General features: G+C 69.7%; 24 protein-coding genes. 11 read left to right on the top strand and 13 right to left on the bottom strand.

What is annotated here, in order from left to right; translation table 11 throughout:
• Window positions 1-2: 2 nt before the first annotated feature.
• Complete coding sequence (locus GA0115234_RS06200; protein ID WP_093539846.1) at window positions 3-1,268, top strand: ATP-binding protein; 1,266 nt, start codon at window positions 3-5, stop codon at window positions 1,266-1,268.
• Window positions 1,269-1,465: 197 nt separating this feature from the next.
• On the opposite strand, the gene GA0115234_RS06195 is transcribed toward GA0115234_RS06200, so the two are convergent.
• Window positions 1,466-2,065 (bottom strand): GtrA family protein, encoded by a 600-nt coding sequence (locus GA0115234_RS06195; RefSeq protein ID WP_237541114.1) that lies wholly within the window; start codon window positions 2,063-2,065, stop codon window positions 1,466-1,468.
• Between the two features lie 178 nt (window positions 2,066-2,243).
• Here GA0115234_RS06195 and GA0115234_RS06190 point away from each other — a divergent pair, with 178 nt between their 5' ends.
• From GA0115234_RS06190 to GA0115234_RS06180, 3 genes are read left to right on the top strand one after another with little or no spacing between them, the layout of a single operon-like run.
• Window positions 2,244-3,383 carry a 5-(carboxyamino)imidazole ribonucleotide synthase gene (locus GA0115234_RS06190; protein WP_093539845.1) on the top strand — a complete coding sequence of 380 codons (1,140 nt, stop codon included), beginning with the start codon at window positions 2,244-2,246 and terminating at the stop codon, window positions 3,381-3,383.
• Window positions 3,380-3,919 carry a 5-(carboxyamino)imidazole ribonucleotide mutase gene (purE, locus tag GA0115234_RS06185; protein ID WP_093539844.1) on the top strand — a complete coding sequence of 180 codons (540 nt, stop codon included), beginning with the start codon at window positions 3,380-3,382 and terminating at the stop codon, window positions 3,917-3,919. The genes GA0115234_RS06190 and purE overlap by 4 nt, the downstream gene beginning before the upstream one ends.
• A 6-nt stretch (window positions 3,920-3,925) precedes the next feature.
• The gene (locus tag GA0115234_RS06180) at window positions 3,926-5,119 is read left to right on the top strand and encodes a dipeptidase (RefSeq protein WP_093539843.1); all 1,194 of its coding nucleotides are present in this window, start codon (window positions 3,926-3,928) and stop codon (window positions 5,117-5,119) included.
• Window positions 5,120-5,177: 58 nt separating this feature from the next.
• Here GA0115234_RS06180 and GA0115234_RS06175 read toward each other — a convergent pair whose 3' ends face one another.
• Window positions 5,178-5,540: a VOC family protein gene (locus tag GA0115234_RS06175; RefSeq protein WP_093539842.1), complete on the bottom strand. Its 363-nt coding sequence runs from the start codon at window positions 5,538-5,540 to the stop codon at window positions 5,178-5,180.
• Window positions 5,541-5,662: 122 nt separating this feature from the next.
• On the opposite strand from GA0115234_RS06175, the gene GA0115234_RS06170 reads away from it, so the two are divergent.
• Window positions 5,663-6,178: a CGNR zinc finger domain-containing protein gene (locus GA0115234_RS06170; protein WP_093539841.1), complete on the top strand. Its 516-nt coding sequence runs from the start codon at window positions 5,663-5,665 to the stop codon at window positions 6,176-6,178.
• Between the two features lie 35 nt (window positions 6,179-6,213).
• Here the strand turns inward: GA0115234_RS06170 and GA0115234_RS06165 are convergent, their stop codons facing one another.
• Window positions 6,214-7,557 carry a UDP-glucose dehydrogenase family protein gene (locus tag GA0115234_RS06165; RefSeq protein ID WP_093540129.1) on the bottom strand — a complete coding sequence of 448 codons (1,344 nt, stop codon included), beginning with the start codon at window positions 7,555-7,557 and terminating at the stop codon, window positions 6,214-6,216.
• A 221-nt stretch (window positions 7,558-7,778) separates the two neighbouring features.
• Between GA0115234_RS06165 and GA0115234_RS06160 the strand changes: the two genes are divergently transcribed.
• Complete coding sequence (locus GA0115234_RS06160) at window positions 7,779-8,936, top strand: acyl-CoA dehydrogenase (RefSeq protein ID WP_093539840.1); 1,158 nt, start codon at window positions 7,779-7,781, stop codon at window positions 8,934-8,936.
• Window positions 8,937-9,059: 123 nt separating this feature from the next.
• On the opposite strand, the gene GA0115234_RS06155 is transcribed toward GA0115234_RS06160, so the two are convergent.
• From GA0115234_RS06155 to GA0115234_RS43245, 5 genes are all read right to left on the bottom strand, one after another.
• Window positions 9,060-9,527: a hypothetical protein gene (locus tag GA0115234_RS06155; RefSeq protein ID WP_093539839.1), complete on the bottom strand. Its 468-nt coding sequence runs from the start codon at window positions 9,525-9,527 to the stop codon at window positions 9,060-9,062.
• A 92-nt stretch (window positions 9,528-9,619) separates the two neighbouring features.
• The gene (locus GA0115234_RS06150) at window positions 9,620-9,853 is read right to left on the bottom strand and encodes a DUF397 domain-containing protein (protein WP_093540128.1); all 234 of its coding nucleotides are present in this window, start codon (window positions 9,851-9,853) and stop codon (window positions 9,620-9,622) included.
• A 236-nt stretch (window positions 9,854-10,089) separates the two neighbouring features.
• The gene (locus GA0115234_RS06145; RefSeq protein ID WP_093539838.1) at window positions 10,090-10,923 is read right to left on the bottom strand and encodes a helix-turn-helix domain-containing protein; all 834 of its coding nucleotides are present in this window, start codon (window positions 10,921-10,923) and stop codon (window positions 10,090-10,092) included.
• Window positions 10,913-11,437 (bottom strand): DUF6879 family protein, encoded by a 525-nt coding sequence (locus GA0115234_RS06140; protein ID WP_093539837.1) that lies wholly within the window; start codon window positions 11,435-11,437, stop codon window positions 10,913-10,915. The genes GA0115234_RS06145 and GA0115234_RS06140 overlap by 11 nt, the downstream gene beginning before the upstream one ends.
• Window positions 11,421-11,630 carry a hypothetical protein gene (locus tag GA0115234_RS43245; protein ID WP_093539836.1) on the bottom strand — a complete coding sequence of 70 codons (210 nt, stop codon included), beginning with the start codon at window positions 11,628-11,630 and terminating at the stop codon, window positions 11,421-11,423. Before GA0115234_RS43245 ends, GA0115234_RS06140 begins: the two co-directional genes overlap by 17 nt.
• A 641-nt stretch (window positions 11,631-12,271) precedes the next feature.
• Here GA0115234_RS43245 and GA0115234_RS06125 point away from each other — a divergent pair.
• Window positions 12,272-12,595 carry a hypothetical protein gene (locus tag GA0115234_RS06125; RefSeq protein WP_141718402.1) on the top strand — a complete coding sequence of 108 codons (324 nt, stop codon included), beginning with the start codon at window positions 12,272-12,274 and terminating at the stop codon, window positions 12,593-12,595.
• 67 nt (window positions 12,596-12,662) lie between these two features.
• On the opposite strand, the gene GA0115234_RS06120 is transcribed toward GA0115234_RS06125, so the two are convergent.
• Window positions 12,663-13,535 carry a hypothetical protein gene (locus GA0115234_RS06120; RefSeq protein WP_093539833.1) on the bottom strand — a complete coding sequence of 291 codons (873 nt, stop codon included), beginning with the start codon at window positions 13,533-13,535 and terminating at the stop codon, window positions 12,663-12,665.
• Between the two features lie 82 nt (window positions 13,536-13,617).
• Window positions 13,618-14,109: an ATP-binding protein gene (locus GA0115234_RS06115; RefSeq protein ID WP_256088641.1), complete on the bottom strand. Its 492-nt coding sequence runs from the start codon at window positions 14,107-14,109 to the stop codon at window positions 13,618-13,620.
• Window positions 14,110-14,273: 164 nt separating this feature from the next.
• Here GA0115234_RS06115 and GA0115234_RS06110 point away from each other — a divergent pair, with 164 nt between their 5' ends.
• Entirely contained in the window at window positions 14,274-15,152 is an 879-nt protein-coding gene (locus GA0115234_RS06110; RefSeq protein ID WP_093539832.1) for a helix-turn-helix domain-containing protein, read from the top strand.
• The gene (locus GA0115234_RS06105; protein ID WP_093539831.1) at window positions 15,149-15,358 is read left to right on the top strand and encodes a DUF397 domain-containing protein; all 210 of its coding nucleotides are present in this window, start codon (window positions 15,149-15,151) and stop codon (window positions 15,356-15,358) included. The genes GA0115234_RS06110 and GA0115234_RS06105 overlap by 4 nt, the downstream gene beginning before the upstream one ends.
• 38 nt (window positions 15,359-15,396) lie before the next feature.
• Here GA0115234_RS06105 and GA0115234_RS06100 read toward each other — a convergent pair whose 3' ends face one another.
• Window positions 15,397-16,134, bottom strand: coding sequence for an SMI1/KNR4 family protein (locus GA0115234_RS06100; protein WP_093539830.1), 738 nt, complete (start codon window positions 16,132-16,134; stop codon window positions 15,397-15,399).
• 161 nt (window positions 16,135-16,295) lie between these two features.
• Here GA0115234_RS06100 and GA0115234_RS06095 point away from each other — a divergent pair, with 161 nt between their 5' ends.
• On the top strand, window positions 16,296-17,306 hold the full coding sequence (locus tag GA0115234_RS06095; RefSeq protein WP_093539829.1) for a DUF5954 family protein: 1,011 nt from the start codon (window positions 16,296-16,298) through the stop codon (window positions 17,304-17,306).
• Window positions 17,307-17,422: 116 nt separating this feature from the next.
• On the opposite strand, the gene GA0115234_RS06090 is transcribed toward GA0115234_RS06095, so the two are convergent.
• Entirely contained in the window at window positions 17,423-18,727 is a 1,305-nt protein-coding gene (locus GA0115234_RS06090; RefSeq protein WP_093539828.1) for an LCP family protein, read from the bottom strand.
• Window positions 18,728-18,846: 119 nt separating this feature from the next.
• Between GA0115234_RS06090 and GA0115234_RS06085 the strand changes: the two genes are divergently transcribed.
• A complete protein-coding gene (locus GA0115234_RS06085) occupies window positions 18,847-19,395 on the top strand; it encodes an acyl-CoA thioesterase (RefSeq protein WP_093539827.1) in 549 nt (182 codons plus the stop codon).
• A 90-nt stretch (window positions 19,396-19,485) separates the two neighbouring features.
• Here the strand turns inward: GA0115234_RS06085 and GA0115234_RS06080 are convergent, their stop codons facing one another.
• The gene (locus GA0115234_RS06080; protein ID WP_093539826.1) at window positions 19,486-20,910 is read right to left on the bottom strand and encodes an LCP family protein; all 1,425 of its coding nucleotides are present in this window, start codon (window positions 20,908-20,910) and stop codon (window positions 19,486-19,488) included.
• Between the last annotated feature and the right edge of the window lie 254 nt (window positions 20,911-21,164).

The following is a 21,164-nucleotide window of genomic DNA, read 5'->3' as shown; positions in this document are numbered from 1 at the left end:
CCGTGCGCCGCAGGCTGATCAACTCCACGCTCGCCGTGGTGCTCGTGGTGATCGCCGTCTTCGGCGTGTCCCTCGTCATCGTCGAGACCCGCACCATCAGCAACAGCGCCCAGGAGAGCGTCGACTCCGAGGCGCTGCGGCTGATCGGCGTCGTCGAGAGCCGGCTGCTGGAGGACGAGCGGATCACCTCGGTGCTGCTCTCCCAGCAGATCGCCAGCAAGCGCTACGCACTGGTCAAGATCCCCGGCCGCGCCCCGCTCGAAGTCGGCAAGCGCCCCACCGGCAGTGTGATCAGGAGCACGGCCGAGGGGGAGCGGGGCGAGCGGGTCACCGTCGAGGAGTCCAGCTCCGCGGTCACCCGTGAGGTCGGCCGCACCCTGATGATCATCGGCGCGGTGGCGCTGCTGGCCATCGTCTCCGCCGTGCTCCTGGCCGTACGCCAGGCCAACAAGCTGACCTCGCCGCTGACCGACCTGGCCGAGACCGCCGAACGCCTGGGCTCCGGCGACCCGCGCCCGCGCCACAAGCGGTACGGGGTGCCGGAGCTGGACCGGGTCGCCGATGTCCTGGACGCCTCCGCCGAACGGATCGCCCGGATGCTGACCGCGGAACGCCGGCTGGCCGCCGACGCCTCGCACCAGCTCCGTACGCCGCTCACCGCGCTCTCCATGCGGATCGAGGAGATCTCGGTCACCGACGACCCGGACACGGTGAAGGAGGAGGCGAACATCGCCCTCACCCAGGTCGAGCGGCTCACCGACGTGGTGGAGCGGCTGCTGACCAACGCCCGCGATCCGCGAACCGGCTCCGCCGTCGTCTTCGACCTCGACGAGGTCGTCAAGCAGCAGATCGAGGAGTGGCGCCCCGCCTACCGGAGCGCGGGCCGCGCCATCGTCCGCTCCGGCAAGCAGGGGCTGCGGGCCGTCGGCACGCCGGGCGCGGTCGCCCAGGTGCTGGCCGCGCTGATCGAGAACTCACTGATGCACGGCGGCGGTACGGTCGCGCTGCGCACCCGGGTCACCGGAAACCAGGCGGTCATCGAGGTCACGGACGAGGGCCCGGGGGTGCCGCCCGACCTGGGCGCCCGGATCTTCGAGCGGACGATCAGCGGCCGCAACTCCACGGGCATCGGCCTCGCGGTGGCCAGGGACCTCGCGGAGGCGGACGGCGGACGCCTCGAACTGCTCCAGCAGCAGCCCGCGGTCTTCGCCCTGTTCCTCAGCCGGGTGGCCCTGAAGAGGCAGGAACCGGAACGCCCGGTGCGGTGAGCCGCGCCGGGGCGTACGCGGCCGGCCACAGGCGCACGCGGTCAGCGACGGGCGCACGCGGTCGGGCCACAGACGACGCGGTTCGCTACCGCTGTGCGCCGTCCGCTACCGCCGTACACGGTCTGCTGAACCTGTCCGTCAAAGCCGTCCGCCGTCCGCCGTCCGCCGTCCGCCGTCCGCTGCCGCCCAGCCGTCCGCTACCGCCGTACGGAATCCGCCTCGACCCGCGGCACCTGCTCCGTCCGCCCCTGCTTCAGAAACGCCCCGGCGCCGGGCACGCCCCTGTCCGGCAGGGTCCCGTCGGGCACGGCGTCGCCCGGCACGTCTCCGCCCGGCACGGCCTCGTCCGGTGCCGCCTTCTCGATGGGCAGCGCCTTGAACACCCACGTCCGGTAGGACCAGAAGCGGAACAGGGTCGCGATGCCGATCCCGAGGATCTTGAAGACATTGCTCTGGACCGGGCTGTTCCAGCCGAAGCCGTACGTCGCCGTGTACAGCACACCCGTCTCGATGACCGCGCCCACCGCGCTGAACAGCAGGAACAGCGTCAGCTCGCGGGTCCGTCCGCTCTTGTCGCGGTCCCGGTAGGTCCAGTAGCGGAAGCCGATGTAGTTGCCGAGGATGGCGACGACGGTGGCCAGCAGACCGGCCCGCACCGTCGGGATGTCCGTATAGCGCCAGAGCAGGTTGGACACCACGATGTTGACCACCAGGCCGACCGCGCCGACCACGCCGAACTTGGCGACTTCCCGGGCCAGCAGCTCCAGCCGCGCCCGTAGTGCGCCCCGTTCGCTCATAGTGATCGCTCAGCCTGTCTGTCGGTTACATCAACCCGGTCATGCTAACCAGCCCTTCCTCGCGCCGCCCCCGGATGCCGTGAGTGGTGTGGCGATGCTGTGACACGGCCCGCCCCCGGCCGGGCGGGGGCGGAGGGCGTCGTCGGGAGCTTCCCGGGGCGGCGGATACTCTGGAGGAGTGACGTTCCCCGTAGTCGGCATGGTCGGTGGCGGTCAGCTCGCCCGTATGACCCACGAGGCGGGCATCCCCCTCGGCATCAAGTTCAAGCTCCTCAGCGACACCCCCCAGGACTCGGCGGCCCAGGTGGTGAGCGAAGTCGTCATCGGCGACTACCGCGACCTGGACACGCTGCGCGCCTTCGCGCGCGGCTGCGACGTGATCACCTTCGATCACGAGCACGTACCGACCGAGCACCTGCGGGCCCTGGAGGCGGACGGCATCCCCGTGCGCCCCGGCCCCGACGCGCTGGTGCACGCCCAGGACAAGGGGGTGATGCGCGCGAAGCTCACCGAGATCGGCGCGCCCTGCCCCCGCCACCGCATCGTGAAGGACCCGGCCGACGCCGCCGCCTTCGCCGAGGAGACCGGCGGCTTCCCCGTCATCCTCAAGACGGTCCGCGGCGGCTACGACGGCAAGGGCGTCTGGGTGGTCCGCTCCGAGGCGGACGCGGCGGAGCCCTTCCGGGCAGGCGTCGCGGTCCTGGCCGAGGAGAAGGTCGACTTCGTACGGGAGCTGGCGGCCAACATCGTCCGCTCGCCGCACGGCCAGGCCGTCGCCTACCCGGTCGTCGAGTCGATCCAGGTCGACGGGGTCTGCGACACGGTGATCGCCCCCGCCCCCGAGCTGGACGAGCGGCTCGCCGGCGAGGCCCAGCAGCTGGCCCTCCGCATCGCCTCCGAGCTCGGTGTCGTCGGCCACCTCGCGGTCGAGCTCTTCGAGACCCGGGACGGACGCATCCTGGTCAACGAACTGGCCATGCGCCCGCACAACTCCGGCCACTGGACGCAGGACGGCGCGATCACCTCGCAGTTCGCCAACCACGTCCGCGCCGTGCTCGACCTGCCGCTCGGCGACCCGCGCCCGCGCGCCACCTGGACGGTCATGTGCAACGTCCTCGGCGGCGACTTCCCGGACATGTACCAGGCGTATCTGCACTGCATGGCCCGCGACCCGCAGCTCAAGATCCACATGTACGGCAAGGACGTGAAGCCCGGCCGCAAGGTCGGACACGTCAACACCTACGGCGACGACCTGGCGGACGTGCGGGAGCGCGCCCGGCACGCGGCCGACTACCTGCGAGGAACGATCACCGAATGACCTCCCCCGGCACCGCCGCGCCGCTCGTCGGCATCGTCATGGGCTCGGACTCCGACTGGCCCGTCATGGAAGCGGCCGCCAAGGCCCTCGACGAGTTCGAGATCCCCTACGAGATCGACGTCGTCTCCGCCCACCGCATGCCGCGCGAGATGATCGCGTACGGCGAGCACGCGGCGGACCGCGGCCTCAAGGCGATCATCGCGGGCGCGGGCGGCGCCGCCCACCTGCCCGGCATGCTCGCCTCCGTCACCCCGCTGCCGGTCATCGGCGTACCGGTCCCGCTGAAGTACCTCGACGGCATGGACAGCCTGCTCTCCATCGTGCAGATGCCCGCCGGTGTGCCGGTCGCGACCGTCTCGGTCGGCGGCGCGCGCAACGCGGGCCTGCTCGCCGCCCGCATCCTCGCCGCCCACGACGCCGAGCTGCTGGCCCGGATGCGGGAGTTCCAGCAGGATCTGAACGACCAGGCGACGGAGAAGGGCAAGCGGCTGCGCAGCAAGGTCCAGGGCGCGGACTCCTTCGGCTTCGGGAAGTAGGCGGCCGTGCAGCAGCTGGAGCGGGCGAGGGAACTCCTCGCCGCGTACCCCGTCGTCGACGGCCACAACGACCTGCCGTGGGCGCTGCGCGAACAGGTCGGCTACGACCTCGCCGCCCGCGACATCGCCACCGACCAGTCGGCCCATCTGCACACCGACATCCCCCGGCTGCGCGCGGGCGGCGTCGGCGCGCAGTTCTGGTCCGTCTACGTACGGACCGACATGGCGGGCGACGAAGCCGTCAGCGCGACGCTGGAGCAGATCGACGTGGTCGCCGAGCTGATCGGCCGCCACCCCGCCGATCTGCGGCGCGCCCGGACCGCCGACGACATGGAGGCGGCCCGCGCCGAGGGCCGGATCGCCTCCCTGATGGGTGCCGAGGGCGGCCACTCCATCAACAACTCGCTGGGCACCCTGCGCGCCCTGCACACCCTGGGCGTCCGCTACATGACGCTCACGCACAACGACAACATCGCGTGGGCGGACTCGGCGACCGACCGACCGGGCGTCGGCGGTCTCTCGCCGTTCGGCCACGAGGTCGTACGGGAGATGAACCGCACCGGCATGCTGGTCGACCTCTCCCACGTGGCGGCCACCACGATGCGCGACGCGCTCGACACCTCCACGGCGCCGGTGATCTTCTCGCACTCCTCGGCGCGGGCGGTCTGCGACCACCCGCGCAACATCCCGGACGATGTCCTCGGCCGGCTCCCGGCCAACGGCGGCATCGCCATGGCGACCTTCGTGCCGAAGTTCGTCCTGCCGGAGGCCGTCGCCTGGACCCGGGCCGCGGACGAGAACCTGCGCGCGCACGGCATGCACCACCTGGACACCACCGCGCAGGCCATGAGGGTCCACGCCGACTTCGAGGCGGCCTACCCCCGCCCGATGGCCACCGTGGCGACCATCGCCGACCACCTCGACCACATGCGCGAGGTCGCCGGCGTCGACCACATCGGCATCGGCGGCGACTACGACGGAACCGCCTTCCTCCCGGCGGGCCTCCAGGACGTCGCCGGCTACCCGAACCTGATCGCGGAGCTCCTCGGCCGCGGCTGGTCCACCGCCGATCTCGCCAAGCTCACCTGGCGGAACGCCGTACGGGTGCTGCGCGACGCCGAGGCCGTGGCGCGCGAGCTGCGCACCCGCCGCGGTCCGTCGCACGCCACGATCGAGCAGCTGGACGGCCCGGCCGTCTGAGCCGTGCCGTGACACGTGTGGGGGGCGCCCGGGAAGGGCGCCCCCCACACGTCGTCCGTCACGCCGCGCAGAGACAGAACGGGTGCCCCGCGGGATCCGCGTACACCCGGAAACTCCGCTCCCGGTCGTCCGCCTCCAGCACGGTGGCGCCCAGCGCGAGCGCCTCCTTCTCCGCCGCGTCCAGATCCTGCACGGTCAGATCCAGATGGACCTGCTGCGAGGCGTCCGCACTCGGCCACCGCGGCGGTACGTGACCGGGCGCGGCCTGGAACGCGACGAGCGTGCCCCCGGTACCGGTCAGCTCCACCCAGTCCTCCCCACCGGGCACGATCTCCCCGCCGAGCAGCCCCGCGTAGAAAGCGGCGAGCGCCGCAGGGTCGGGGCAGTCCAGTACGACGGTTCCCAGGGTGGCGACAGCCATGACAATTCCTCTCCTTCTCCGGACACATGGACACAGCCGGTTACCTGCAGATGGCGCCAACAGGTAACCGTTACTGCATGCTGCCGCAAAGGAGGTAACGTCGCAACCATGAGGTCGCCATCATGAGTGAGAGCGGGAAGGAATCCGCGCCCGGGGAACTCGCGCTGATCGAGGCCCTGGTCAACACGCTGGACGTCGAGACGGGCGCGGACACCCTCGACACGGCGGACGGCCGCGCCGCCTTCGGCCTCACCGAACCCGAGGTTCCGGACGCACGCGAGCTGCGCGAGGCGCTCCGTACCGCCTGCCTCGCCCACGCCGGCCACCGCCCGCCGGACGGCGCCGCGTCCCCGCTCGACCGGCTGCTCGCCGGGGCGGCCCTGCGCGTCACCGTGGACGCGGCGGGCGCCGCCGCCCTGCGCCCCGCCACCGAACCGGCCGGGCTGACCGCACGCGTGGCGGCGGCCATCGCCACCGCGGCGGCCGAGGGCACCTGGACCCGGCTCAAGGCGTGCGAGGCGGAGGACTGCCGCTGGGCCTACTACGACCGCAGCCCCGCGGGGCGCCGCCGCTGGTGCTCCATGGCGGTGTGCGGCGCCCGCGCCAAGATGCGCACCTACCGCGCGAAGCGCGGCTGAGGTCTTCCCCCGGGCCCAGGGGTCTTTTCTCCGGCTCAGGCCGTCGGGCGGCCCATCGCCCGGTACGTCCAGCCGGCCGCGCGCCACAGCTCGCTGTCGAGCGCGTTGCGGCCGTCCAGGATGATCCGGCGGGACGTGACCTCGCCGAGCGCCGCCGGGTCCAGCTCGCGGAACTCGCGCCACTCCGTCAGATGCAGCACCACATCGGCGCCGCGCACCGCGTCCCGCGCGGTGTCCGCGTAGCCGAGGGTCGGGAAGAGCCGCCGGGCGTTGTCCATGCCCTTCGGGTCGAAGACCGTGACCTGGCCGCCCTGGAGGTGGATCTGCCCGGCCACGTTCAGCGCCGGCGAGTCCCGTACGTCGTCCGAGTCCGGCTTGAACGTCGCGCCCAGCACCGCCACCCGCTTGCCGAGGAACGAATCGCCGCCCACGGCCTCCCGGGCCAGCTCCACCATGTGGCCGCGGCGCCGCATGTTGATCGAGTCGACCTCGCGGAGGAAGGTCAGCGCCTGGTCCGCGCCCAGCTCACCGGCGCGCGCCATGAAGGCCCGGATGTCCTTCGGCAGACAGCCGCCACCGAAGCCGATCCCGGCCCGCAGGAACTTCGAGCCGATCCGCTCGTCGTGCCCGATCGCCTCGGCCAGCTTCTTCACATCGCCGTCGGCGGCCTCGCAGACCTCCGCCATGGCGTTGATGAACGAGATCTTCGTGGCCAGGAAGGAGTTGGCCGCGGTCTTCACCAGTTCGGCGGTCGGGAAGTCCGTCACCACGAACGGCGAGCCCTCGGCGACCGGCACCGCGTACACCTCGCGCAGCAGCTTCTCGGCCCGCTCGCTCGCCACCCCGACCACGATCCGGTCCGGGTGCAGGGTGTCCTTGACGGCGAAGCCCTCGCGCAGGAACTCCGGGTTCCAGGCCAGCTCCGCGTCGGCGCCCACCGGCGCCAGCTCCGCCAGCCGCGCCGCGAGCCGGGCCGCCGAGCCCACCGGGACGGTCGACTTCCCGACGACCAGGGCCGGCCGGGTCAGATGCGGTGCCAGCGATTCGAACGCGGTGTCCACGTAGCTCATGTCGCAGGCGTACTCGCCGTGCTTCTGCGGAGTGTTCACACAGACGAAGTGCACATCGCCGAAGGCCGCCACCTCCTCGGGGGAGGTGGTGAACCGCAGCCGTCCCGTGGACCCCTCGATCCCCTCGACGTGCTTGCGCAGCAGCTCCTCCAGCCCCGGTTCGTACATCGGGACCTTGCCTGCGCCGAGCATCTCGATCTTCTCGGGCACGACATCGAGGCCGAGCACTTCGAAGCCCAGCTCCGCCATGGCCGCGGCGTGGGTGGCGCCGAGGTAGCCGGTGCCGATCACAGTGATCCTGAGGGCCATGAAGTGCTCCTGGGAGATGCGGACAGACGTGCGGTGAACGAGCATAGTCCTGCCCCCGAAGCCCAGGTTTTCCCCCCGCCCGCGCCCCTTCGCACCCCTCCCTCTTCCCCCTTTCCCACCCCTGTCGCGAAGCTCACGCGGGCATTGCATAGGCCATTGCGGGCGCGGAGCCCTAAAATTGGGTTACTTAACGGTAGTTAGCGTCTTGGGGAGTGAGCGTCTTGGCGGGTTCGACCGATTTCGACCTGTACCGTCCGGCCGAGGAGCACGAGATGCTTCGGGAGACGGTGCGTGCGCTCGCGGAGGCGAAGATCGCCCCGCACGCGGCGGCGGTCGATGAGGAGGCGCGCTTCCCGCAGGAGGCGCTGGACGCCCTGACCGCTGCGGACCTGCACGCGGTGCACGTACCCGAGGAGTACGGTGGCGCGGGCGCCGACGCCCTCGCCACGGTCATCGTGATCGAGGAGGTGGCCCGTGTCTGCGCCTCCTCCTCCCTCATCCCGGCCGTGAACAAGCTCGGCTCCCTCCCGGTGATCCTCTCCGGCTCCGAGGCCCTGAAGAAGAAGTACCTGGGCCCGCTCGCCAAGGGCGACGGCATGTTCTCGTACTGCCTCTCCGAGCCCGACGCGGGTTCCGACGCGGCCGGCATGAAGACCAAGGCTCTCCGCGACGGCGACTTCTGGGTCCTCAACGGCGTGAAGCGCTGGATCACCAACGCGGGCGTCTCCGAGTACTACACGGTCATGGCCGTCACCGACCCGACCAAGCGCTCCAAGGGCATCTCGGCCTTCGTCGTCGAGAAGTCGGACGAGGGCGTCTCCTTCGGCGCCCCGGAGAAGAAGCTCGGGATCAAGGGCTCCCCGACCCGCGAGGTCTACTTCGACAACGTCCGCATCCCCGCCGACCGCATGATCGGCGAGGAGGGCACCGGCTTCGCCACCGCGATGAAGACCCTGGACCACACCCGCATCACCATCGCGGCCCAGGCCCTCGGCATCGCCCAGGGCGCCCTCGACTACGCCAAGGGCTACGTGCAGGAGCGCAAGCAGTTCGGCAAGCCGATCGCGGACTTCCAGGGCATCCAGTTCATGCTCGCCGACATGGCCATGAAGCTGGAGGCGGCCCGCCAGCTCACCTACTCGGCCGCCGCCAAGTCCGAACGCCTCGACGGCGACCTCACCTTCTTCGGCGCCGCGGCCAAGTGCTTCGCCTCCGACGTCGCGATGGAGATCACCACGGACGCGGTCCAGCTCCTCGGCGGCTACGGCTACACGCGTGACTACCCGGTGGAACGGATGATGCGCGACGCGAAGATCACCCAGATCTACGAGGGCACGAACCAGGTCCAGCGGATCGTGATGGCGAGGAACCTGCCGTAGCGGGGTTGTTCAGCTCGGCGGCGGTCCTGCTGGGGAACCCTGGGGCGGCACTGGGCTCTGAATAGCTTCTGACCTGCACAAACACAACGGCCTCCGGCATGATGCCGGGGGCTGTTCGCCTCGTCATGCGACTGGGCAGGCCAGTTCAGCGTTGGCCCGATTCGAGGAACAGGCCACCACTGCCAGGGACAGGTACGTGGGGCGTTCCAGGTAGAAGCCGTATGACACGTCAGCACCCGAGCGCAGATGCTCGGCAGCATCGTTCACCAGCCGGGCCAGGCGCGTGGGGTCGCGGTCCCTGTCCGACGCGAACCGAGGCGCGTACTCGGCCAGCCGCTCACCGAGCCACGAGGCGGCCTCCTTCGCGTCATCCCACGTACCGCGGACCAACGAACGGGGCTTGATCAGCCAGTACGCCGTTTCCAGCGGCGGCAGATCCGAAGCGGGGAACTCCGCGGCCACCTCGCGGTACCGCTGAATCAGTTCCGGCCTGCTGTTGGCCGGGGGCGGATCAGGGGGTGGAGGCCGCCGAAGGGCCTCGGCGTCGAACCGCTGCTTCGAGCCGGCCCAGAGATAGCCGTGGTGGTGCAACTGCCGTCCCGTTCAACGCAGGAGCAAGAGGTAAGCGGCCGGTCTCAACCCTCGGGGGAGGGAGCGGGACCGGCCGCCGAGCGGGGCGGCCGTCAGGCCGACAGACCAAAGCGCGCCGGGTCGATACCTGCCGCGTCCAACTCGGCCGTGGTGAAACGCAGCGGGGTCATGTCGGGCCGCTTGCTGTCACCCAGGGCCCACGCGTCCTCACCGATCCTGGCGAGCGTCATGCACGACTCGCCGTCCGGGTGAGTGTTGCCGCCGCATGCCTTGGCGAATACGGCGGTGTCGATGTCGAGCGTGTACAAGCCGGTTCCGTCCAACATGTTGCTGCCTTTCTGATAATCCAACGGCCGTGCAGGAAGCTGCCTCCACCCGTCCCGGGGTGGGAGCACGGAAGCCCTTGAAGGGCTGATTCAGGCGAGTGCCGGAACTTGGAGAACCAGTCGCCACCCTCCTGTGTGGGAACAGGAAATTCGGTGTCTCCCGCCGGTCGGCACAGAACAATCGTCGGACCGTCAACGCCGAGACTCCAGCAATATTCGCGTTGCTGGATAAAAGATCATGAACGGTAGGCGGTGGCCCATTCCCCGAGTTGTGCCCTGGCCTCTTCCCCGAACAATGCGTTCCGCTCGTACAGGCCGAATACTTCAAGATGCTCCGCGATGTCCCGGGCATCCTGGAAAACTATGCGACCGGTGAATGTCTCGACAGTCGCCAGACGTTGGTCGTAGACCGTAAAGGTGTTCATCGGGCCACGCCCGACAACCGTCCCCAAGGGGATGACGCCGATGCGCACATTGGAGAGATGGGACAGCGAGACAAGACGGTCGATCTGTACGGCCATCGCTGCGCGAGGCACCACGGCCCATCTGACGGCCTGCTCCGAGAGCAGGAACGTGAACCGCTTCCTGTTGTCGTAGAGCACCGCTTGGCGATCCAGCTTTTTTGCGACCGTCTTGGATGTGTCCACCGGTGAGTGCCCCAGGCTCGCCCTGATGTACTCAGGCGTGGCCAGGAGTCCGGTCACCATCGCGGGCAGGAAGTACCGGAGCGTCAAGGCATCCGCTTCGAGGCCGGCCAGTTCCGACTGCCGCTTCTCCAATCCTCTGCGCCACGACGCCCGCTTGCCCTGCCATTCCGTATGGGCGAGCCGAGCGAGAGCGGCCACTTCGGCCACGGACTCCGGAGGCGCGTCAAGGGCTCTGAGAATCAACTCGATGTCAACAAGGCCGGGTGTGCTCCGGCCCGTCTCGATATTGCTGAGCTTGGTCTGGGACATGTTGCAGCGCTGGGCGAGCCAGACCTGTGTGCGGCCGGCTCGCCTGCGCAGTGCGCGGAGTGTCTCCGCCAGGTCAGCCTTCGACTGCCCTAGCTGCCCGGGGTCAAACGTCAAGGCCCTTCACGTACTTCTCGAAAGGCACGGCGTGTTCCAGGGCGATGCGCTTCCACTCTCGATAGGGAGCGGGGTCTCCCTCGTACGCCTCGCGATTGATCTGGGTGCCGTCCGGCCGGAAGTTCAGATGAGCGGCGCGGCTTTCGTCGAACAACCACCAGTCGCGCCCGGAGAGCGGCAAACCGTAATCCTCCCGCGTCACGTCCAGGACGCGGATGTCCTCACCGGCCGTGATGTTGCCGGGGATACCCCAGGCGAATTGATACCGCTGGTAGTCGGTGAGCGGCTGTCGCACGACGCGTACACGCCCGATGCGCCTTCCGGATGCGACGTATGCGCGTACCCGGTCATGCCAGCGGGCATTGTGGTCGGCGGGCTTGTCCTCGCCCCTCAGGAAGCGGGCGACACTCTCCTGTTCCTTGGGCATGGTGTAGGTGGGCTGTGCCTCGAACCGCCATGCTTCGCGCTCGAAGGCGTCGAAGAAGCGACGCCAGTCCTCACCATCCAAGGGCACGGGCGGCCTCCCTGAGAACGTGCTCGGGGATCTCTACCAGGCCCTCGCCGGCGGGTGGCGTGAAGGCGGATGACACGTTCCCCTGAACAACTAATGAACCGCTCCTGGTCCGATAGACGTTGGGGCAATCGTCGTCGTCGCAGTTGGGCCCTCCGGCATGGCCGGTAAGACGGGTCAGTTCTTCGCGCGCCACTGTGATCTCCTTCGATGCAGGGCTGGTCCGTGCCGTCAGGGCGACGGTAGGCCGGATGCGTGTGGCGGGTCTATGTCACATCGCCGATATTCGTGTTGTCGGGTAGACGATCACGGGGAAATGCTGGGCAGGCACTTCATGAAGTGGGTGTTTACGCAGGTCAGAGCGCTGAGTGTTGTAAAGCACCCGATCTACGAGGGCGCGGACCAGATCCAGCGCATCGTGATGGTCAGAACCTGCCGTAGCGGGACCGGCTGTACGCCCGCGCCTCCGGATGCCTGTCGCAGCAGGCTGTACGGAAACGCGGCTCGGCCCCCATCGCGGACACGGTGGCACCCCTTGGGGCCCCGGCGCCATGCCGGGGAAGTTCCTGATTGGTTCTGGGAAGTCCTGGAGACGATACGGCCGCGTCTGTCTTCCCTGGAGTCGTGGCTCGGGTCGCAGCGCCGGGAAGTTCTTGAGGACTTCGCGCTCGCCTACCTGGATGCGGCAGAAACGCTGGATGCGGCGATCGCCGCATCCGGCCGCGCCGCCAGGGGCCCTGCATGCCGAGCCGAGCGCGGCGATCACCGACTCCCAGTCGCCGCGGGCCGCCGAGACGGCCGGTGCGGCCGACCGGGGGCTGGGACACGGGCAAGAAGGTGAACGGCACCAGGCGGCGCATCGCGGCGGCCCCTCTCGGCAACCAGGGCGAACCGTCCGTCCGTACGCGTGACCTGCTGCAACGCACACCGAAGTCCGGCTCGATCTGTGTAGTCGCATGGCACGGGCACGACGAGCTCCGGGCGGTTGCTCGATGCTGCGACGGCAGCGATCCGCGCCCGGTCCCGCGCTACGACGCCGACCCGTCGCCCCTGGCGGACGAGGTGATGCACAACCCTGTCAGCATGCCTGTCCCGCCGACGACCAAAGCGGGACTTCTGGAAAGCGCCATCGGCGCTCACAGTTTCGCAGCAGACCGCTGAGGCAGCTGACCGCCACAGGTGACCGTGTCCGCCGGACGGGTGTATGCGATGAGGGGACCGGGCTGGGTCACTCCCCGGCGAAGACTTCCTCGATGGTGGCGGCGGTGATGGCGCGGTTCAGCCACTGGCGCAGGAGCCGGAGGTCATGGCAGCTGGTGATCTTCTCGCGGGCCTCGTCGGCAAGGGTGATGCCACGTGCTTCGAGGACCAGCAAGAGGCTTTCCGCCTGGCCCTCCGCCCGGCCTTCGTCCCGGATCTCCTCTGAGATGAAGGACTTGTAGAAAGACGTGTCCACGGCCACCAGATTCCTCCACTGTTGTGCGGCCGGGCGGTTGCCCAGGCCCTGTGCGGTGAGTTCGACGATGGGGTCGGCGATTGCTTCCGGTGTGTCGCGCAACGCGGCGGACAGCGTCTTCAGTATGGCACCGACGTCCGGATTGTCGGCGTGTGTGATGGCGGCCAGGGTGGCGAGCGCGAGGTCTTTGCGGGCCTCGGCCACATCGGTGATGACCGGCATGTTGTGCGGCCCCGCGACGAGGGGGTTCAGGGTGAGGGTCTGCCATTGACGGACACCGATGGAGATGGGCCGTGTGGCCCATTCGGCGGTGGCCTGGTCCTGGCAGACGACCAGCAGCAGGATCGGCAGCCCATATCTGTTGTGGAGGTAGCTGACGTAGTACGGCCAGCTGGCTGTCTTGCGCGGGGCCTTCTTGCCCTGGGCTTCGATGGCGAGGACGAAGGGGCCGTCGTGCTCTGTCTCGATGCGCAGGAGGGTGTCCACCCTGCGCTCGACGGGGCGGGCCTCGGTGAGGTCGGTGGGCAGGGCGATGGCCGAGGTGGGTGCGGGGATGTCGACTCCGAGCACTTCGGAGACGCGCGAGAAGAGGCCGGGGTACTCCTGGAAGATGCGGTGCATTGCTTCGTGGGGTGAGCTGACCATGGAGGTCCGTTCGGGTCGAGTGGGTCCGGGGCGGTGCCCGGTCTGGGCGGGGAGGACCATTTCCCCCAAGTTCTTTCAGGCTTTATACGTCAGGGAACGCGGGGACGTGGTTCACCGGGTCGTGGGATTCCGCGACCCGGTGGAGGGGGTGCGGTACGAGGTCGATCTCAGCCCAGACGGTCTTGCGTGGGACGGGTCCGAGGCCGATGCCCCAGCGGTCGGCGAGCGCCTCGACGATCAGTAGGCCGCGCCCGTTCTCCGCGTGCTGGTCGGGGGTGGACACGACGGGCAGTTGCTCGGCCCGGGTGTCGGTCACCTCGATCCGAAGGAGCTCGTCGCGGTGGACGGTGATGTTCAGCCGGAAGTCCCGGCCCGGTACGCGACCGTGGACGGCGGCGTTGATCGCCAGCTCGGCGACGACATGCGCGGCCCGTTCGTAGGCGATCCCCCAGTCGCCCAGATGCGCCGTGGTGAGGAGGCGGGCGAGCCTGGCGCCCCGGCGGGTGGGGGAGAGCAACACGGTGAACTGCCGGACGGGAGCGGAATGTTCGGTTCGGGTGATGTGTGGGTTCACGCCACTCAGCGTGGCCGTGGCTGCGTACCGTGAACAGTGACAAGCCGCTTACGTACGGCGATTGTCCAGGGTTTGTCCAGTGTTGTCCCGGCTGTCCGGGGTGACCTGCCGGGGGCATCAGGGGTTGGGCCGAGAACGGCAAACGCATCGGAAGTGGGGCACGGATGAGCGTGGATGAGACCGGTACGGAACATGGCGACGCCGGGGCGGACGAGCCGGGCTGGGACGTCGATCCCGATGACGAGTCGGGGGCGGCCGTGGTCGCGGCGGTGGGCCGCCAGCTCAAGGCGTGGCGGGAGGCGGCGGGGTTGCGGGCCGGGGAGTTCGGGGCCGCGATCGGGTACGGGGAGGACCAGATCTACAAGGTGGAGGGCGGTCGCCGCATCCCCCGGCCGGAGCTCCTGGACAGAGCCGACAGCGTGCTCGGGGCGGATGGGAAGCTCGCGGCGATGAAGCAGGACGTGGCCGAGGTCCGCTACCCGAAGAAGATCCGGGATCTGGCGAGCGTGGAAGCGAAGGCGGTCGAGATCGCCGCCTATGTGGCGCACGGCCTGCACGGGTTGTTGCAGACTCCGGGCCATGCGCGGGCACTGTTCGAGGCCCGGCAGCCCTCGTACTCTCAGGACGAGGTGGAGCGGATGGTGGCCGCGCGCATGGCGCGGCAGTCGATCTTCGAACGGTCGCCCGCACCTGCTCTCAGTTTCGTCCAGGAGGAGTCGGCGCTCAGGAGGCCCATCGGGGGCACGATGGAATGGCGGCGACAGCTCGAACGCCTGCTGGAGATCGGGCAGTTGCGCAATGTCACCCTCCAGGTGATGCCTACGCACCGCGAGGCGCACCCTGGGATGGACGGGGACATCGACGTGCTGAAGTTCAGAGACGGTTCGGCGGTGGGGCGTTCGTATGGAGCGTTCGGCGGGCGTCGGGTGACCGACGCGAAGCAGCTCCGTATCCTTGAACTGCGGTATGGCATCATCCGAGCCGTGGCTCTCACGCCCCGAGAGACTCTGGCCCTCATCGAGCAAATGCTGGGAGAGACATGATCCGCAGGACTTCCGCGCAGGACGTTTCCGAGTTGGCCTGGTTCAAGAGCAGCTACAGCAGCAATGGCAACGAAGGCGACTGCGTCGAGGTCGCGGCGGCCTCAGGCTCGGTGCATGTACGCGACTCCAAGAACGCGCAGGGCGCCCGCCTCGCCTTCACTTCCGCCGCCTGGACCGGCTTCGTCTCCTACGCCACCGAGCGCTGATCCCGCTCGGCCGCCGGCCCCGGGCGGGATGGCCTCCGTCAGTCCTCCTCGTCCTCCCCGTCGAAGCGGTCGAAGGCCGCCTCCGTGCGGGCGCGGAACATCGCGGTCCCGTGGTCGTCGCGGAGGATGATCTCGTCGTGGGCGTACCAGCGCGAGCCCGGCCGCTGGCTGATCGGGTACTCCGGGAACGGCAGGCGCAGGAAGGCGGCGGCGATGTCCTCGGGCAGACCGGTGTCGTCGGGGGTCACCCAGCCCATCAGGTCCTCGTCGGCGCACAGGGCCTCGGAGAGGACGATCTCGATGAACGCGACGCTGACCCGGCCCAGCCACGCGGCCCAGTCGTCGGCGGTGGGGCTGACGAGGTCGGCGCGGATCACGACGGGCGGGTCCTCCTGGTCCAGGTCCGTGACGCGTATGCCCCAGTAGGCGCAGGACTGGTTCTCGACGCGGAAGACCAGTACACCGCGGTCCGCGTCCACGTAGAGGTCCTGCGGGGCGAGCAGCGTGTCTTGATTGTCCGTCAGGTCGATTCGAGTACCGAGCAGTTGGAGGGCCTCGCGCAGCGCGGCGGGCAGGGGAAGGCCGAGCCGGGCCTGTGCCGCGTCGAGTTCGGCGGCGGTGTGGCCGTCGGCCTCGCCCAGGGGGCGCCCGCTCCAGTCGCGGGCGAAGGCGCGGATGAAGCGCCATGCCGCCTGTCTGTCGGGCCGCTCACCGGTGGCCGCGCCGAGCGCGTCGAGGTCGAGCGCGAGGGTCGGGGGCTGCTGCTCCTGCGTCATGCGTGCGACTGTAGGTGCCGCCACCGACAACGCCCCGTACCTTGCGTCCCGCAGGGTGCCGCCGCCGACAACGCCCCGCGCCGGTCGGCCCGTACTCCGCATTCCGGCCTCCTTCCCGCATTCCGCCCACCTTCCGCACCCGGCCTCGGCACACTGGGTACATGACCGATCACCAACAGGCACCACCGGATCACCTCGTCATCAACGTGCAGCACCGGGACGACCCGGTCTCCCTCGTCACCGAGGCGGACGCGCTCGTCGCGTCCCGGACGTACGGGAAGATCGTGGTCCGGGGGCCTCTCTTCGGCATCGCCGAGCAGCGCTGCGGCGAGCGGCCACGGTGGCGGCTGCTGACCGACATGGACACCGGCTATCCGCAGGACGCCCGCGACCAGCTGAACTCCTACCTCTGGTTCAAGGCCAAGGACGAGACGGACGACCCCCGCGAGCGGCGCGTCCTCCTGGACGCGGTGGCCCGGCTGGAGACCGAGCCGCTGAACGAGCTGACCGTCGGTGACACGCGCTACCGCGTGGTGCGCGCCGACGAGTTCGCCCGGACCGGGCAGGGGCGTCTGGAGCCGCCCAGGGCCACGGACGTCGACTCGGAGGGCTGGGACCTCCTGCCGTGCACGCCCTCGACCACCAAGGGGTTCGTCGTCGACCACGCGGCGGCGGTGGGGCTGACGGAGGGCCTGGACCGGATGGGTCTGGTGCCGGTCTCGTACACCTCGGACCGCTTCCCGCCCGACGTACTGGCGGATTCGCAGCGGGCGTTGCGGACCCATCCGGGCCTGGTGCTGCTGCCGGTCGTCTTCCGGGTGATGGAGCACAAGGAGAAGTCCTGGTCGATGGCGTCCAGTCAGCACCCCACCCCGCAGGACGCGCGGCGCTCACTGGTCCACTACCTGAAGACGTACCTGCCGATGACCGGGGAGGTCGACGAGCGGGACGCCGCCGTGTACGCGCGGGCCGCGGATTCGTTCGTGCGGCGCGTGCGGCCCAACGAGCTGAAGGTACGGGGGCGTTGCTTCGAGATCGCCCGGATCGAACGGATGATGCGCATCGGTCCCGCCGGCCCGGAGGGTCCGCGTCGCTCGGACGTCGACGACCAGGGCCCCACGCAGATCCACCCCACGATGGACGAGTGGGGAAACGTCGACCGCAGCGAATAGTCGACTGCAGCGGATAGCGGCGGTGGCGGAATCCGGCGCGGAACGGGACCAGGAACGGGAACGGGGCCCGGACGGCGAACCGTCCGGGCCCCGTTCTCCGGGCTCTGTGCCAGTCGTCAGTTCTCGGTGACGGTGACCTTCTCGTCGTTCTTGAGCTGCTCCACCAACTGCTTGACCTTGGTCTTGTCCCAGACCACATTGCCGCCCGAGAAACCCGAGATCGGCATGTTCATCGACTTGCCGTCGCCGCCCGTGACGTCCTTCATGGCGAAGAACATCTGCCCCAGGGACCAGAGCGACATGTCCTTGTCCACGACCAGGGTGTCCAGGCCCGCCCCCATCGTCGGGTACAGCTTGAACGGGTTGAGGATGGTGGACGCCGTCGCCGTCTGGCTCGCCAGCGCCGCGAGGAACTTCTGCTGGTTCTTCGTACGGGCCAAGTCCGCCTGGGCGAAGGCGTACCGGGTGCGGACGAAGGCCAGCGACTGTTCGCCGTTCAGCGTCTGCTTGCCCGCCTTGAAGTCGGCGCCGGACTTCTTGTCCTTGAAGCCCTTGGGGATGTCCAGCTCCACGCCGCCGATCGCGTCCACGATCTTGGCGAAGCCGCCGAAGCCGATCTCGCAGTAGTGGTCGATGCGCAGGCCGGTGTTGAACTCGACGGTGCGGACGAGGAGTTCGGGGCCGTCCATGGCGTACGCGGCGTTCAGCTTGGTGAAGCGGCCGCGGCCGGGGTAGAGCTTGCCGGAGTCGGAGCCCTTGAACGAGGGGATCTCGACGTTCGAGTCACGCGGCAGGGAGATCAGCGTCGGCCCGTTGGAGCCGTCGTGCAGGATCATCATCGAGTCGGTCCGCTTGCCTTCCGCGGAGCCGGTGTGGAGCTTCTTCTTGTCCTCGGCCGTCATGCCCTCGCGGCTGTCGGAGCCGACGATCAGGTAGTTGGTGCCGTCGCCGCCCTCCGGCCGCTCGATGACCTTGGAGAGGTCCACCTCGCGCTTGAGCTTGGAGTCGGCCCAGAAGTACGTGCCGATGGAGACCGCGAGGACCACGATCACCAGCGACAGCGAGCCTATCTTGATCCGGCGGCGCCAGTCGGGCGCCGAGCGCCCCTGCGCATAGCCGCCGGGGCCCTGGCCACCGCCCTGGCCGCCGCGGCCGTTGCCCCGGCCGCCCCCCTGGCCGCCGTAGACCTCACCCGTGTTGTAACCGCTGTCGTACCCCGCGCCGTCGTCGTAGCCGCCGGAGTGCTGCTGCGACTGCGCCTGGCGCTGCCGGGGCGGAGCGGGGCGCTGCCGCGGCGGGGCGGGAGGGCGCTGGACGTGCGGCATCACGCGGGCGCCCTCGGGCCGCTCGCCGGCGCTGCCCTGCCCGTAGCGGTTACCGCCGCGGTTGTCGTCGGACCATCCCTCGGGCCAATCGTTCATGCGGTCCAGTGTGCAGGCCAGGTGTACTGGTATTACAGGGGGTGCGGGAAATCGCATCAGGGCTGTTGCGAAGCTGATGCAATGCGGCCGGGTGAGAGCCCCCGCATAAGGTGGACGGTATGACAGATCAGGCCCCACGCCCGGAGGGCGACATTCCGGGCAAGCCGACCGCCGCTTCCCGGACCACCCTCAGCCACATCATGACCGGCAGCGACACCAATCTGCTGGGTACGGTGCACGGTGGCGTGATCATGAAACTGGTCGACGACGCGGCGGGCGCCGTGGCCGGCCGGCACTCCGGCGGACCCGCCGTGACGGCCTCGATGGACGAGATGGTCTTCCTGGAGCCGGTCCGCGTCGGCGACCTCGTGCACGTCCGCGCCCAGGTGAACTGGACCGGCCGCTCCTCGATGGAGGTCGGCGTCCGGGTCATGGCCGAGCGGTGGAACGAATCGACCCCCGCCCAGCAGGTCGGCAGCGCCTACCTGGTGTTCGCCGCGGTCGACGCGGACGGCAGGCCGCGCCCCGTACCGCAGGTGATCCCGGAGACGGAGCGCGACAAGCGGCGCTACCAGGAGGCGCAGATCCGGCGCACCCACCGCCTCGCCCGCCGCCGCGCGATCAAGGAGCTGCGCGAGAAGCGCGCGGCGGACGGCATCGAGGACTGAGAGCGCCGACCGGCCTCGTGGGCGTGGACACATCGGCCCGTCGGCAGGCCTTGCGGGCACGGGCAGGTCGGTCCGTCGGCAGACCCGTGGTCACGGGCAGGCCACCTCGTCGCCCGTGACCGCGCCGTACTCGCCGTTGTTCTTCTCCTCGGCCCGCACCCGCTGCACCTTGTCGAAGTCGGCGCCCGCCGTCACCCGCATCGTGGCGCCCTGCCCCCGCACCGCCCGCAGCTCGGCCCCGGGCAGCGCTGCGGCCAGCGACTTCGCGGACTGGTCCCAGCGCGGGTCGTAGGTGACCAGGGTGCGCTTCAGCCCGTACGGCTCGCGCTCGGCGTCCACGTTCTGCTCGTCGTCCGCGTTCTGCTCCCTGTTCGTGTGCGGCTCCCTGTTGAGCGGGGTGCGCGTGGTGTCGAAGCCGGTGGCGCGCAGCGCGTCGTCGACCGTCCTGCCGAGCCCGTCCTTCGGCGTCCCGTTGTAGACCTGGACCCGGATCTCCCGGGGGGCGACGTCGACCTGCACCGCCTTCGGCCGCGCGGGCCGTACGGGGGCGAGCGGCTTGTCCTCGCGCAGTGCCTGGAAGAGCTTCTTCGACTTGGCCTTGTCCCAGGTGACGGTCGTGCCGATGCCCTTGACCTGGTAGGAGACGTTCCCCATCGGCACGGAGGCGAACTCGGACGAGGCGGGGGAGAAGCCGCGCATCGCCTGGCCGAGCTCCAGCATCTGCTCCGTACCGAACCCCTGGTCGGCCCGGACCGAGCCGAGCATCGTCGCGGTGACGTCCCGGAACTTCACCGGGTTCAGCAGCACCCCGCTGCTGGTCGCCTGCGCGATCAGCGAGGCGAGGAACTTCTGCTGGCGCTGCATCCGTCCCAGGTCGGCGGCCCCGTCGATGTGCCGGGAGCGTACGTACTGGAGGGCCTGCCCGCCGTTCAGCTCATGGGAGCCCGCGGCGAGGTCGAGGCCGGTGTACGCGTCCTTCATCGGCCGGGTCGTGCAGATCTTCACCCCGCCCAGGGCGTCCACCGTCTTCATGAAGCTGGTGAAGTCGACCTCCAGATAGTGGTCGACCTTGACGCCCGTCATGTGCTCGACGGTCCGTACGGTCAGATTCGGCCCGCCCTCGGCATAGGCCGCGTTCAGCTTCGACGGGTGCGCGGGGCGCTCCTTGCCGGTGGTCCCGTCCCGGTGCTCGGGGACCTCGGCGTAGCTGTCGCGGGGCAGCGAGACGACGCTCGCGCGCTTCTTGTCCGCCGACAGATGCACCAGCATGACCGTGTCGGTGCAGTGGCAGGGGGCGCCGCCCAGCCGGTACTTCCTCTTCTCCTCGGCGGTGATCCGGTCGCGGGCGTCGGTGCCCACGAGCAGCAGATTCGTGCCGGTGCCCGCGGGCGGCCGGTTCTTCATGTCCTTGAACGGGTCGATCCGGTCGATCCCGGTCTCCAGACCGGTCACCATCGCGTGACCGATCCCGCCGGCGCCCAGCACCAGCACGGAGAAGCCGGTCACCATCCGCATGCCCCAGCGTGGTCGCTCGTCCTGCTTTCTGGACCTGCGCTGCGGCGGAACCGCGCGGGAACGGGACGGACTGGGGGAGCGGTGCGGTGTGGGCACTGGGGGACCTCCACGGTGCGAGGGGGACCGTTCGCACAGTAGGTCCATATGATCAACGGCCCGGTGTGTGCTCCGGCGGGGCGCGCCGGTATCCCCCATTCGCGGTAACGTGGCGGCCGAATACCGCCGCCTGGTGGGGTACGAAACCCCCGGCGCCC

The organism is Streptomyces sp. DvalAA-43, assembly GCF_900091725.1.
Classification (GTDB): domain Bacteria; phylum Actinomycetota; class Actinomycetes; order Streptomycetales; family Streptomycetaceae; genus Streptomyces; species Streptomyces pulveraceus.
This window is presented reverse-complemented; position numbering and strand designations above follow the sequence as displayed.